13 protein-coding genes are annotated in these 12,520 nt (G+C 71.6%); 7 read left to right on the top strand and 6 right to left on the bottom strand.

Going from position 1 to position 12,520, the window contains the following annotated elements:
- Nucleotides 1-40 precede the first annotated feature (40 nt).
- The 5 genes from acs to OG472_RS24700 all read left to right on the top strand — a co-directional run bounded on the left by acs (nucleotide 41) and on the right by OG472_RS24700 (nucleotide 5,618).
- Nucleotides 41-2,041 carry an acetate--CoA ligase gene (gene acs, locus OG472_RS24720; protein ID WP_383566836.1) on the top strand — a complete coding sequence of 667 codons (2,001 nt, stop codon included), beginning with the start codon at nucleotides 41-43 and terminating at the stop codon, nucleotides 2,039-2,041.
- A 195-nt stretch (nucleotides 2,042-2,236) separates the two neighbouring features.
- The gene (gene nhaA, locus OG472_RS24715) at nucleotides 2,237-3,715 is read left to right on the top strand and encodes a Na+/H+ antiporter NhaA (protein ID WP_401611037.1); all 1,479 of its coding nucleotides are present in this window, start codon (nucleotides 2,237-2,239) and stop codon (nucleotides 3,713-3,715) included.
- Nucleotides 3,716-3,770: 55 nt separating this feature from the next.
- Nucleotides 3,771-4,229 carry a phage holin family protein gene (locus OG472_RS24710; RefSeq protein ID WP_401611039.1) on the top strand — a complete coding sequence of 153 codons (459 nt, stop codon included), beginning with the start codon at nucleotides 3,771-3,773 and terminating at the stop codon, nucleotides 4,227-4,229.
- Nucleotides 4,226-5,185, top strand: coding sequence for an alpha/beta fold hydrolase (locus OG472_RS24705; protein ID WP_405831296.1), 960 nt, complete (start codon nucleotides 4,226-4,228; stop codon nucleotides 5,183-5,185). The genes OG472_RS24710 and OG472_RS24705 overlap by 4 nt, the downstream gene beginning before the upstream one ends.
- 259 nt (nucleotides 5,186-5,444) lie before the next feature.
- Nucleotides 5,445-5,618 (top strand): hypothetical protein, encoded by a 174-nt coding sequence (locus tag OG472_RS24700; RefSeq protein WP_319722124.1) that lies wholly within the window; start codon nucleotides 5,445-5,447, stop codon nucleotides 5,616-5,618.
- A gap of 21 nt (nucleotides 5,619-5,639) precedes the next feature.
- Here OG472_RS24700 and OG472_RS24695 read toward each other — a convergent pair whose 3' ends face one another.
- From OG472_RS24695 to nth, 3 genes are all read right to left on the bottom strand, one after another.
- The gene (locus OG472_RS24695; protein WP_383566849.1) at nucleotides 5,640-6,842 is read right to left on the bottom strand and encodes a MarP family serine protease; all 1,203 of its coding nucleotides are present in this window, start codon (nucleotides 6,840-6,842) and stop codon (nucleotides 5,640-5,642) included.
- Nucleotides 6,843-6,855: 13 nt separating this feature from the next.
- The gene (locus OG472_RS24690; RefSeq protein WP_401611044.1) at nucleotides 6,856-7,590 is read right to left on the bottom strand and encodes an NUDIX hydrolase; all 735 of its coding nucleotides are present in this window, start codon (nucleotides 7,588-7,590) and stop codon (nucleotides 6,856-6,858) included.
- Between the two features lie 92 nt (nucleotides 7,591-7,682).
- Nucleotides 7,683-8,549, bottom strand: coding sequence for an endonuclease III (gene nth, locus OG472_RS24685; protein ID WP_405942075.1), 867 nt, complete (start codon nucleotides 8,547-8,549; stop codon nucleotides 7,683-7,685).
- 251 nt (nucleotides 8,550-8,800) lie between these two features.
- On the opposite strand from nth, the gene OG472_RS24680 reads away from it, so the two are divergent.
- The gene (locus OG472_RS24680) at nucleotides 8,801-9,475 is read left to right on the top strand and encodes a Crp/Fnr family transcriptional regulator (RefSeq protein ID WP_003981529.1); all 675 of its coding nucleotides are present in this window, start codon (nucleotides 8,801-8,803) and stop codon (nucleotides 9,473-9,475) included.
- A 118-nt stretch (nucleotides 9,476-9,593) separates the two neighbouring features.
- Entirely contained in the window at nucleotides 9,594-10,403 is an 810-nt protein-coding gene (locus tag OG472_RS24675; protein ID WP_401611046.1) for a nucleotidyltransferase domain-containing protein, read from the top strand.
- On the opposite strand, the gene OG472_RS24670 is transcribed toward OG472_RS24675, so the two are convergent.
- From OG472_RS24670 to OG472_RS24660, 3 genes are read right to left on the bottom strand one after another with little or no spacing between them, the layout of a single operon-like run.
- Nucleotides 10,400-10,699, bottom strand: coding sequence for a hypothetical protein (locus OG472_RS24670; protein ID WP_405831281.1), 300 nt, complete (start codon nucleotides 10,697-10,699; stop codon nucleotides 10,400-10,402). The two genes, OG472_RS24675 and OG472_RS24670, sit on opposite strands and share 4 nt — an antisense overlap.
- The gene (locus OG472_RS24665) at nucleotides 10,696-11,541 is read right to left on the bottom strand and encodes an MBL fold metallo-hydrolase (protein WP_383566862.1); all 846 of its coding nucleotides are present in this window, start codon (nucleotides 11,539-11,541) and stop codon (nucleotides 10,696-10,698) included. The genes OG472_RS24670 and OG472_RS24665 overlap by 4 nt, the downstream gene beginning before the upstream one ends.
- Nucleotides 11,538-12,446 (bottom strand): NUDIX hydrolase, encoded by a 909-nt coding sequence (locus tag OG472_RS24660; protein WP_405831279.1) that lies wholly within the window; start codon nucleotides 12,444-12,446, stop codon nucleotides 11,538-11,540. The genes OG472_RS24665 and OG472_RS24660 overlap by 4 nt, the downstream gene beginning before the upstream one ends.
- Nucleotides 12,447-12,520 lie beyond the last annotated feature (74 nt).

Below are 12,520 nucleotides of genomic sequence, written 5' to 3'. Positions count from 1 at the left end.
TCGGCTACCCCTTGTCACCTGGGCCGCTGACTGATGAGCTATGCCCGGGGACACAACGGACACCCTGGGAAAGGGAGATGTCGTGAGCAATGAGAGCCTGGCCAATCTGCTCAAGGAGGAGCGGCGGTTCGCACCGCCTGCCGATCTGGCCGCCGCCGCCAATGTCACAGAGGCTGCGTACGCACAGGCCGACGCGGACCGGCTGGGCTTCTGGGCCGAGCAGGCCCGGCGGCTGACCTGGGCCACCGAGCCGACCGAGACGCTCGACTGGACGAATCCGCCCTTCGCGAAGTGGTTCGCGGACGGCAAGCTGAACGTCGCCTACAACTGCGTGGACCGCCACGTCGAGGCCGGCAACGGCGACCGCGTCGCCATCCACTTCGAGGGCGAGCCCGGCGACAGCCGCGCGATCACCTACGCCGAGCTCAAGGACGAGGTCTCCAAGGCCGCCAACGCCCTGACCGAGCTCGGTGTCGAGGCGGGCGACCGCGTCGCCGTCTACCTGCCGATGATCCCCGAGGCGGTCGTCGCGATGCTCGCGTGCGCCCGCGTCGGCGCCGCGCACTCCGTCGTCTTCGGCGGCTTCTCCGCCGACGCCGTCGCCTCCCGCATCCAGGACGCCGACGCCAAGCTGGTCATCACCGCCGACGGCGGCTACCGCCGCGGCAAGCCCAGCGCCCTGAAGCCCGCCATCGACGAGGCCGTCGCCAAGTGCCCGCAGGTCGAGCACGTGCTCGTCGTGCGCCGCACCGGCCAGGACACCGCCTTCACCGAGGGCCGCGACGTGTGGTGGCACGACGTGGTCGGCCGCCAGTCCGCCGAGCACACCCCGCAGCCCTTCGATGCCGAGCACCCGCTCTTCATCCTCTACACCTCGGGGACCACGGGTAAGCCGAAGGGCATCCTGCACACCTCCGGCGGCTACCTCACGCAGGCCGCGTACACCCACCACGCGGTCTTCGACCTGAAGCCGGAGACCGACGTCTACTGGTGCACCGCCGACATCGGCTGGGTGACCGGGCACTCCTACATCGTCTACGGGCCGCTCGCGAACGGCGCCACCCAGGTGATGTACGAGGGCACGCCGGACACCCCGCACCAGGGCCGGTTCTGGGAGGTCGTGCAGAAGTACGGCGTCACCATCCTCTACACGGCGCCCACGGCCATCCGTACCTTCATGAAGTGGGGCGACGACATCCCCGCGAAGTTCGACCTGTCGAGCCTGCGCGTGCTGGGCTCGGTCGGCGAGCCGATCAACCCCGAGGCCTGGATCTGGTACCGCAAGCACATCGGCGGCGACCGCTGTCCGATCGTGGACACCTGGTGGCAGACCGAGACCGGCGCGATGATGATCTCCCCGCTGCCGGGCGTCACGGCCACCAAGCCTGGCTCCGCGCAGCGCGCCCTGCCCGGAATCTCCGCCACCGTCGTGGACGACGAGGCGCACGAGGTCCCGAACGGCGGAGGCGGCTACCTGGTCCTCACCGAGCCGTGGCCGTCGATGCTCCGCACCATCTGGGGTGACGACCAGCGGTTCATCGACACGTACTGGTCGCGCTTCGAGGGCAAGTACTTCGCCGGTGACGGCGCCAAGAAGGACGACGACGGGGACATCTGGCTGCTCGGCCGGGTGGACGACGTGATGCTGGTGTCCGGCCACAACATCTCGACCACCGAGGTCGAGTCGGCGCTCGTCTCGCACCCCTCGGTCGCCGAGGCGGCCGTGGTCGGCGCCAACGACGAGACCACCGGCCAGGCCATCGTGGCATTCGTCATCCTGCGCGGCAGCGCGTCCGAGACCGAGACCCTGGTCGCCGACCTGCGCAACCACGTGGGCACCACGCTCGGCCCGATCGCCAAGCCGAAGCGGATCCTGCCGGTCCAGGAGCTGCCGAAGACCCGCTCGGGCAAGATCATGCGCCGTCTGCTGCGCGACGTGGCGGAGAACCGCGCGGTCGGTGACGTCACCACGCTCGCCGACTCCTCGGTCATGGACCTGATCCAGAGCAAGCTCCCGGCCGCCGCCGGCAGCGAGGACTGACACCAAGAGTCCAGGACGCCAAGGGACCGAGAGACCGAGGGACCGAGGCACACCGAAAGGGGCACCCGGCGTGACGCGCCGGGTGCCCCTTTCGCACATAAAGTGAAGATCGCCGGATACGCCCTCGCGTACACCCTGTAAAATATTTAAAGCGTAAAGAAAGACCACAGGGTGCGCCGGGAAGTCTGGTCGGCAATGTGCTTCGCCATGCCGTCCAACCGACCCCGGAGGTGCCCCCTCGTGGCAGCGCCCAGCCCCACCGACCGCCAGAGCCGCAAGCTGCTCGGCCTGCTCTCGCTGCCCGAGCGCCGCTTCGTCGCCGATGCCCTGCGCACCGAGACCGTCGGCGGCGTGCTCCTGCTCGCAGCCGCCGTCGCCGCCCTGATCTGGGCGAACACCCCACCCCTGGCGGCCAGCTACCAGGCGGTCCAGGACTTCCACATCGGCCCCAGCGCCCTCGGCCTGGACCTTTCGCTCGAGCACTGGGCGGCCGACGGGCTGCTGGCGATCTTCTTCTTCGTCGCCGGCATCGAGCTCAAGCGCGAGCTCGTCGCGGGCGATCTGCGCGACGCCAAGGCGGCGGCCCTCCCGGTGATCGCCGCCGTCTGCGGCATGGCCGTGCCCGCGCTCGTCTACGTACTGGTCAACGTCCTCGGCAACGGCGCGATGGACGGCTGGGCGGTCCCGACCGCCACCGACATCGCCTTCGCGCTCGCCGTCCTCGCCGTCCTCGGCACCTCCCTGCCGTCGGCCCTGCGCGCCTTCCTGCTGACGCTCGCGGTCGTCGACGACCTCTTCGCCATCATGATCATCGCAGTGTTCTTCACCAGCGAGATCGACTTCCTGGCGCTCGGCGGCGCGCTCGTGGGCCTGGCCCTCTTCTGGTTCCTGCTGCGCCGGGGCGTCCGCGGCTGGTACGTCTACGTCCCGCTCGCGCTGGTCATCTGGGGCCTGATGTACAACAGCGGGGTCCACGCCACCATCGCCGGCGTCGCCATGGGCCTGATGCTCCGCTGCACCCGCAGGGAGGGCGAGGAGCACTCCCCCGGCGAGCACATCGAGCACCTGGTGCGGCCCATCTCGGCCGGTCTCGCCGTGCCCCTCTTCGCGCTGATGTCCGCCGGCGTCTCGCTCTCCGACGAGGCCATCGCCCAGGTGTTCACGCGGCCCGAGACCCTCGGCGTGGTCCTCGGCCTCGTCGTCGGCAAGGCCGTGGGCATCTTCGGCGGCACCTGGCTGGCCGCCCGTTTCACCAAGGCCGAACTGAACGAAGACCTCGCCTGGCCCGACGTGCTCGCCGTGGCCTCGCTCGCCGGCATCGGCTTCACCGTCTCCCTCCTGATCGGCGAGCTCGCCTTCACCGGCGACCCGGTCCTCACCGACGAGGTCAAGGCCGCCGTGCTGATCGGCTCGCTCATCGCCGCCTTGATCGCGGGCATCATGCTCAAGCTCCGCAACCGCAGGTACAAGGCGCTCACCGACGCCGAGGAACGGGACGAGGACCTCGACGGCATCCCGGACATCTACGAGGAGCACAACCCCGAGTACCACCTGAGGATGGCCAGGATCTACGAGGACCGGGCCGCGGAGCACCGCCGCAAGGCCGAGAGCGCGGCGGCCGCGGCGCTCCAAAGCACGGCCGGGTCCACCACCGAGGGCGACCGTCCGGCATGATCTGACTGACGACGCAGGACAGCCGCACGGCAGCAGACGACAGAGGGAGAGAGCGATGAGCGCAGTGGACCAAGAGGCGCAGGGAGCCGAGCGCACACTCGGCCAGCTGGTCGCCTCGGCCACCGCCGAGATGTCCGCCCTGGTTCACGACGAGATCGCCCTCGCCAAGGCGGAGATCCGCGAGGACGTCAAGCGCGTGGGCAGCGGCTCCGCCTCCCTCGCCGGCGCAGGTGTGCTCGCGGTCTTCTCGCTTCCGGTGCTGACCTTCGCCGCCGCGTACGGGATCCACAACCTCGGGCTCGGGCTCGCCTGGTCCTTCCTCATCGTCGGCAGTGCGTTCCTGCTCATCGCGGGTGTGCTCGTGCTGATCGCGGTGCGCAAGTTCAAGAAGATCAAGCCGCCGGAGAGGTCCATCGCCTCCGTCAAGCAGACCGCCGCGATGGTCGGGACCGTCAAGCCGCACCCGCGGCCGGTGAGTGACAAGGCTGTGGGTGTGGCACGCTCGTCCTCATGACAGCGCCCACCCCGGATTCCGGCATTCCCCCCACAGCCGCCACGGCGGTACGGCTCGGCCTTCCCGGCGGGCAGGCGGTGACGCACCGGGACGTCGCCGCGAACGGCGCCCGCTTCCACGTCGCCGAACTCGGCGACGGGCCACTGGTGCTGCTGCTCCACGGCTTCCCGCAGTTCTGGTGGACCTGGCGGCACCAGCTGACCGCGCTCGCCGACGCCGGGTACCGGGCGGTCGCGATGGACCTGCGCGGAGTGGGCGGCAGCGACCGCACCCCGCGCGGCTACGACCCGGCCAATCTGGCCCTCGACATCACCGGGGTCGTACGGTCCCTCGGCGAGCCGGACGCCGCCCTCGTCGGGCACGACCTGGGCGGGTACCTCGCCTGGACGGCGGCCGTGATGCGGCCCAAGCTGGTGCGCCGGCTCGTCGTCTCCTCCATGCCGCACCCGCGCCGCTGGCGCTCGGCGATGCTGTCGGACTTCGGGCAGACGCGGGCCAGTTCGCACATCTGGGGCTTCCAGCGGCCGTTCGTGCCCGAGCGTCAACTCGTCGCCGACGGCGGGGCCCTCGTAGGGGACCTGATCCGGGACTGGTCGGGGCCGCGTCCGCCCGAGGAGGAGGACCTCGCCGTGTACCGGCGGGCCATGTGCATCCCGTCCACCGCGCACTGCTCGATCGAGCCGTACCGCTGGATGATGCGGTCGATGGCGCGGCCCGACGGACTGCAGTTCAACCGGCGGATGAAGCGGCCGGTGCGGGTGCCGACGCTGCATCTGCACGGCTCGCTCGACCCGGTGATGCGGACGCGCAGTGCGGCCGGGTCCGGGGAGTACGTCGAAGCCCCGTACCGGTGGCGGCTGTTCGACGGGCTCGGGCACTTCCCGCACGAGGAGGACCCCGTGGCCTTCTCGACGGAGCTGGTGAACTGGCTGAAGGATCCCGAGCCGGACCGCTGAGCCGGACCGCCACACGGACCACCGCACGGACCGCCGCACCGGACCGCCACACCGGACCGCCGCACCGCCCTCCGGCCGACTCTCCGTCAGGTCCCGCGCCGGGCCCTCCGTCCGGCACCCGGCCGGACCCGACCACCCTGTGAAAGTCGGACAGTTCGCTCGTACGCCCGTCTTACGAGCATTCAATTGCCTGGCGCATAGGCCAATTGGCCGCCCCTGGCGGGGTTACCGACCTTGGGGCACGGGCACAGCTCGGAGTATGAGCTGGACGCACGACTACGGTGACACCGCGCACGAACACCGCTCGGCGGCTACGCCGGGCACCCACGAGAGGGCCGGCCGCCACGGCCACGACCTCCGCCTCGGGATTCCGCGCATCCTGCGCCGACGGGCCCGCTGGGTCTCGGCGCGCCTGCGCCATCCACGGACGTAGGGGCCCGGCGGGCGCGGTGCCTCAGAGGGCGCAGCCCTGGCTGTGGACCCGCCGGTCGGCGACCTTGCCGGTCTGGATGTCGTCGCGGATCTCGTCCACCGTCAGCGCGTAGCCGGTGTTCGGGTCGTCGAGGGACTTCGCGAAGACGACCCCGTACACCTTGCCTTCCGGGGTCAGCAGCGGGCCGCCGGAGTTGCCCTGGCGGACGGTCGCGAACAGCGAGTAGACGTCCCGTCGGACAGTACCGCGGTGGTAGATGTCCGGTCCGTTGGCATTGATCCGGCCGCGGACGCGGGCGGCGCGGACGTCGTACGCGCCGTTCTCCGGGAAGCCGGCGACGATCGCGTCGCTGCCGCTCGTCGCGTCCTTGTCGGTGAACTCCAGCGCCGGCGCCTTCAGCTTGGGCACGTCCAGTACGGCGATGTCGCGCTCCCAGTCGTAGAGCACGACCTTGGCGTCGTAGAGCTTGCCCTCGCCGCCGATCTGGACGGTCGGCTCGCCGACGCCGCCGACGACGTGCGCGTTGGTCATCACCTTGCCGGGCGCGAAGACGAAGCCCGTGCCCTCCAGCACCTTGCTGCAGCTGGGCGCGGTGCCGACGACCTTCACGATCGAGCGCTTGGCCTGCTCGGCCACGGGGCTGATCGCGAGCGCCGGGTCGGGTGCCCTGACCTCGGTGATCGGCTCGTTGGAGAACGGGGTGAACACCTGGGGGAAGCCGTTGCGCGCGAGCGTGGAGCTGAAGTCCATGAACCAGGTGTTCGCCTGGTCGGGCAGCACCCTCGACACGCCGAGGAGCACCTTGGAGTTGCGGACCTCCTTGCCCAGGGTGGGTATTGCGGTCCCGGCGAGCAGCAGTCCGATCAGCCAGGCCACCAGCAGCATCGCGACGACGTTGACCAGGGCGCCGCCGGTCGCGTCGAGGGCGCGCGCCGGTGACCAGGTGATCTGGCGGCGGACCCGGTTGCCGAGGTGGGTGGTCAGGGCCTGGCCGACCGAGGCGCAGACGATGATCACGACGACGGCGATGACGACGACGGTGGTGGACACCTGGGTGCCGTTGTCCGTCACCCGGTCCCAGATCAGCGGAATCAGGGACACGGCGATGAGGCCACCGCCGAGGAATCCGATCACCGACAGGATGCCGACGACGAACCCCTGGCGGTAGCCGACGATCGCGAACCACACGGCGGCGAGCAGCAACAGGATGTCCAGCACGTTCACGTGGGCCACCGTCTCATGCGCGCCAGTCGAGCGGGACCTGGCGCGTGCGGTCCCAGGGGCGCTCCCAGCCTGCGAAATGCAGGATCCGATCGATCACCCCGGCGGTGAAACCCCAGACCAGAGCCGATTCGACCGTGAATCCCGGCCCCTGATGGCCGGCCGGGTGGACGGCCATGACCCGGTGTTCGGGATCCGTGAGATCGGCCACGGGAACCGTGAAGACCCGGGCCGTCTCGGCCGGGTCCACGGCGCCGACCGGGCTGGGGGTGCGCCACCAGCCGAGGACCGGGGTCACGACGAACTCGCTGACCGGGATGTAGAGCCGGGGCAGCACACCGAAGAGCTGGACGCCGGAAGGGTCGAGTCCGGTTTCTTCCTCGGCCTCGCGCAGCGCGGCGCGCAGCGGGCCGGTGGTGTGCGGATCGCCGTCCTCCGGATCCAGCGCGCCACCGGGGAAGGACGGCTGCCCCGCGTGCGAGCGCAGGGTGCCGGCGCGCTCCATGAGGAGCAGCTCGGGGCCTCGGGGGCCCTCCCCGAAGAGGACGAGCACGGCGGACTGCCGCCCGCGGCCGTCCTCGGGCGGCAGGAACCGGCTCAGCTGCCGCGGCTGCACGCTCCGGGCGGCCTCGACGACGGGGTCGAGCCAGGCGGGCAGGCCGTGCGTGCTGAGGGCGACGGCGTCGCGCTCGCGGGCTCCCGCCGCAGCCTCGTCCCGTGTACCGCTACCGCTACCGCGCGTCATAGGCATCCCCGTCCGTGATCTCCCACACCGCCAAACGCAGTGCGGGTACCGATTGGTTCCTCAGGTGCAGCGCCACTGCGGGGTCCGCCCGGGACCGCTCAGGACGGCGCCGGAGCACCCCCCAGCGGCAGTGCGGGCAGGCCCGGGTAGTCCGGGGGCGGGGTCAGCCGCTGGCCCGGCTGGCCGCCCTTCTCGTACTTGAGCAGCTTCGCCGCCTTCTCCGGGTCCGTCTCGCCCTCCCCGTAGGCCGGGCAGAGCGGGGCGATCGGGCAGGCCCCGCAGGCCGGCCGCTGCGAGTGGCAGATCCGGCGGCCGTGGAAGACCACGCGGTGCGAGAGCATCGTCCACTCGCTCTTCGGGAAGATCGCGCAGATCTCCGCCTCGACCTTCTCGGGGTCCTGCTGCTCGGTCCACTTCCAGCGGCGCACCAGCCGGCCGAAGTGGGTGTCGACGGTGATCCCGGGGACGCCGAACGCGTTGCCGAGGACCACGTTCGCGGTCTTGCGGCCCACTCCGGGCAGCGTCACCAGGTCTTCGAGCCGCCCCGGGACCTCCCCGCCGAAGTCGTCGCGCAGGGCCTTCGAGAGGCCGAGCAGGGACTTGGCCTTCATCCGGAAGAACCCGGTCGGCCGGATCAGCTCCTCCAGATGTTCGGGGGAGGCCGCGGCCATGTCCTCGGGCGTCGGGTAGGCGGCGAAGAGGGCCGGTGTCGTCTGGTTCACCCGCAGGTCGGTGGTCTGCGCGGAGAGCACCGTCGCGACGAGCAGTTCGAAGGGATTGCGGAAGTCGAGTTCCGGATGGGCGTACGGATAGATCTCGGCCAGCTCGCGGTTGATCCGCCGCGCCCTGCGCACCATGGCCAGGCGTGATTCCGGCTTGGCCGGCTTCGGTTTCTTGGCCGAAACTTTGCCCTGGGGGGTGGCAGCGGCCTTCGCGGACGCGTTCACTGGGGCTTGTTCGCCCACGGCTGAATTTTGGGGCTCCGTCACTCCGGCGGACCCCTTGGCCTGTGCTCTCACCGGCTTATTGGACACCCGGCCAGCCTAAGGCCGGCCGCTGACACCCGCCCGGACCTCAGGTAACACCACTCCGATTGGCCTCTCGCCGCACAGCACGCCCGTCTGTCCGGCATCCTTGTGATTGATCGCACTGTTTGAGCCGTCCGGCAAAATGGGGAGCACGGTCCCCTGAGCTGGTCGACATAGGAGAGAGACTCGTGGACGACGTTCTGCGGCGCGCCCCGCTCTTCGCGGCGCTCGATGACGAGCAGGCCGCGGAGCTCCGCGCCTCCATGGGCGAGGTGACCCTCGCACGCGGTGACGCCCTGTTCCACGAGGGCGACCCCGGCGACCGGCTGTATGTCGTGACCGAGGGCAAGGTGAAGCTGCACCGCACCTCCCCCGACGGCCGCGAGAACATGCTGGCCGTCCTCGGCCCCGGCGAGCTGATCGGCGAGCTGTCGCTCTTCGACCCGGGCCCGCGCACCGCCACCGCAACCGCCCTGACCGAGGTCAAGCTGCTCGGCCTCGGCCACGGCGACCTCCAGCCCTGGCTCAACGCCCGGCCCGAGGTCGCGACCGCGCTGCTGCGCGCCGTCGCCCGGCGCCTGCGCAAGACCAACGACCAGATGTCCGACCTGGTCTTCTCCGACGTTCCCGGCCGTGTGGCACGGGCGCTCCTCGACCTGTCGCGCCGCTTCGGCGTGCAGTCGGAGGAGGGCATCCACGTGGTGCACGACCTCACGCAGGAGGAGCTCGCACAGCTCGTCGGCGCCTCCCGCGAGACCGTGAACAAGGCCCTGGCCGACTTCGCGGGCCGCGGCTGGCTCCGCCTGGAGGCGCGTGCCGTCATCCTGCTGGACGTGGAGCGCCTGGCGAAGCGCTCGCGCTGACGCCCGGTCCCGGCTGTTCGAGGGGGTCCTGCCCGAAGGGGCGGGGCCCTTTCGCACGTCCAGGACGAGGCCCCCGCGCCTCGAACCCCTCGGGGGCCGCTCCGTGCACAGTTGGTGCATGGAGCACAGAGGGCTGGACGCGTACGGGTACTTCGAGCGCGAGGGCTCCCTCGGGCAGGTCCAGGGAGAGTTCGCGGGCGTCGTCGCGGCCGCCCGCGGGCGGATCCGCGAGGCGTACGGGCGGCGGCTGCACAGCGCGTACCTGTACGGGTCCGTACCGCGCGGGACGGCCCGGCCCGGGCGGTCCGACCTCGACCTCCTGCTGGCCCTGCACCACGAGCCCGCCGACGAGGACCGCGACGCCGCAGAGGTGCTGGCGCGCGGTCTCGACGAGGACTTCCCGGAGATCGACGGCGTCGGCATCCTGCTGTACGGCAAGGACACCCTGCTGAGCGAGGCGGAACGATTCGACCTGGGCTGGTTCCTCGCCTGCCTGTGCACGCCCCTGCTCGGCGCGGACCTGGCCGAGCACCTGCCGCGCTACCGTCCGGACAGCCTGCTCGCCCGCGAGACCAACGGCGACCTGGCCGACGTACTGCCCAGGTGGCGCAGGCGGGTGCGGGAGGCGTCGACCGAGGACGAACACCGGAGGCTGTGCCGGTTCTTCTCACGGCACCTGGTGCGCACCGGGTTCACGCTGGTGATGCCGCGGTGGGGCGGCTGGACCAGCGACCTCGCCGAGTCCGCGGAGATCTTCGGCGGGTACTACCCGGAGCGCGCGGACCAGATGCGCGCCGCCGCCGTCGCGGCACTGGATCCGGTCGCCGACCCGGCCGTGCTGCGCGCGTACGTCGAGGACCTCGGGCCGTGGCTCGCGGACGAGTACACGGCCCGGCACGGCACGAAGACCCCGCGGGACGCGGGCTAGGACGTCCGGGTGTCGGCGAGGGCCTCGACGGCCAGCTTGGCCTCGGCCAGACCCGCGCCGGTGATCTGGCGGTAGGCCTTGATCGCCGAGATCTGCCGGTCGGTCGCGATCAGGGCGCGTACCTCGTCCAGGCCGGCCGGCTCCGGCTCCTCTATGCCGAAGTGGTCCAGTACGAGGGCCAGGCGGCGCTCCATCCGGTCCGCCTTCATCTGGAGGCTCTTCACGCGCAGCGACACCGTCGAGGTGATCCATCCGGCGGTGCCGATCAGCATCACGAGCAGGAAAACGGTGTTCATTCGGGCCCTCCAGGGATCAGTCCGTGATCTTGAAGGTACTCGAGCTGCGCCCGGACGGACCATTCCGCAGCAGGCCACAGGGAACGGTCCACGTCCGCGTAGACCTGGGCCACGACCGCCTCGGGGGTGACGAACCCGTTCTCGACGGCGGTCTCGACCTGGGCGAGCCGGTGCGCGCGGTGGGCCAGGTAGTACTCGACGGCCCCCTGCGCGTCCTCCAGGACCGGCCCGTGGCCCGGGAGGACGGTGTGCACCCCGTCGTCCACGGTGAGCGAGCGCAGGCGGCGCAGGGAGTCCAGGTAGTCGCCGAGACGGCCGTCGGGGTGGGCGACGACCGTGGTGCCGCGGCCGAGGATGGTGTCGCCGGTCAGCACGGCCCGGTCGGCGGGCAGGTGGAAGCAGAGCGAGTCGCTGGTGTGGCCCGGCGTCGGGACCACGCGCAGCTCCAGCCCGCCCGTCCGGATCACGTCCCCGGCGGCCAGGCCCTCGTCTCCGAGGCGCAGGGCCGGGTCCAGGGCGCGGACCTTGGTACGGGTGAGCTCGGCGAAGCGGCCCGCGCCCTCGGCGTGGTCGGGGTGGCCGTGGGTGAGCAGGGTGAGGGCGATCCGCTTGCCGGCCTGCTCCGCGGTGGCGATGACCGCCCGCAGGTGTACGTCGTCCAGCGGGCCGGGATCGATCACGACGGCGAGGTCGGAGCCGGGCTCGGAGAGCAGCCAGGTGTTGGTGCCGTCCAGGGTCATCGCGGAGGCGTTGGGGGCCAGGACGTTCACCGCGCGGGCGGTCGCCGGACCGGAGGTGACCACTCCGCGGGGCTGTCCGGGCAGTGCGGCGGCGTCGCTCATGCGGTGCCTCCCGGACGGCCGAGGCGGACCCGCTTGGTGAACTCGTCGTGGCCCGGCCAGCTGAGCACCACCTCGCCGTCCTCCAGCACGGCCTCGGCCAGCACCGGGGTGAGGTCCTGGGCGGCGGCCGCGGAGAGGGCGTCGACGGCGCTCCCGTACGGCTCCAGGGAGCGCAGGGTGGAGATGGTCGGCGGCATCATCAGCAGCTCGCCCTTGTCGTAGCCGGCGGCCGCGTCGGCCGGGCGGATCCAGACGGTCCGGTCGGCCTCGGTGGAGGCGTTGCGGGTGCGCTGGCCCTCGGGGAGGGCGGCGACGAAGAACCAGGTGTCGTAGCGGCGCGGCTCGAACTCGGGGGTGATCCAGCGGGCCCACGCCCCGAGCAGGTCGGAGCGCAGCCGCAGGCCGCGGCGGTCGAGGAACTCCGCGAAGGACAGCTCGCGGGCGACCAGGGCCTGCCGGTCGGCCTCCCAGTCGTCACCCGTGGTGTCGCCGACGACGGTGTCCGGGGTCTCCCCGGCGAGCAGGACGCCCGCCTCCTCGAAGGTCTCCCGTACGGCGCCGCAGACGATGGCCTGGGCGGTCCGCGCGTCCGTACCGAGCCTGGCGGCCCAGTCCTGCTGCGAGGGCCCCGCCCAGCCCACCTGGTGCTCCTCGTCGCGGGGGTCGACCCCGCCGCCCGGATAGGCGTACGCGCCCCCGGCGAAGGCCATGGAGGCCCGTCTGCGCAACATGTGCACGGCGGGACCGGCGGGGGTGTCGCGCAGGAGCATCACGGTGGCGGCGCGGCGCGGTGGCACCGGGACGAGGGAGCCGTCCGCGAGCGCGCGGATGCGGTCGGGCCACTCCGGCGGGTACCACTGGCCTCCGGCGGGGGGCTGCTGCTGACCATGCTGACCATTCGGCATGGCCGGATGCTACGGCCATCCGGCCCGATGTTCGAGGGTCACCCGTCGCGGCATGCGGCGCTGGCGGGCCGCGC

The organism is Streptomyces sp. NBC_00207 (assembly GCF_045160965.1).
Classification (GTDB): Bacteria; Actinomycetota; Actinomycetes; order Streptomycetales; family Streptomycetaceae; genus Streptomyces.
This window is presented reverse-complemented; position numbering and strand designations above follow the sequence as displayed.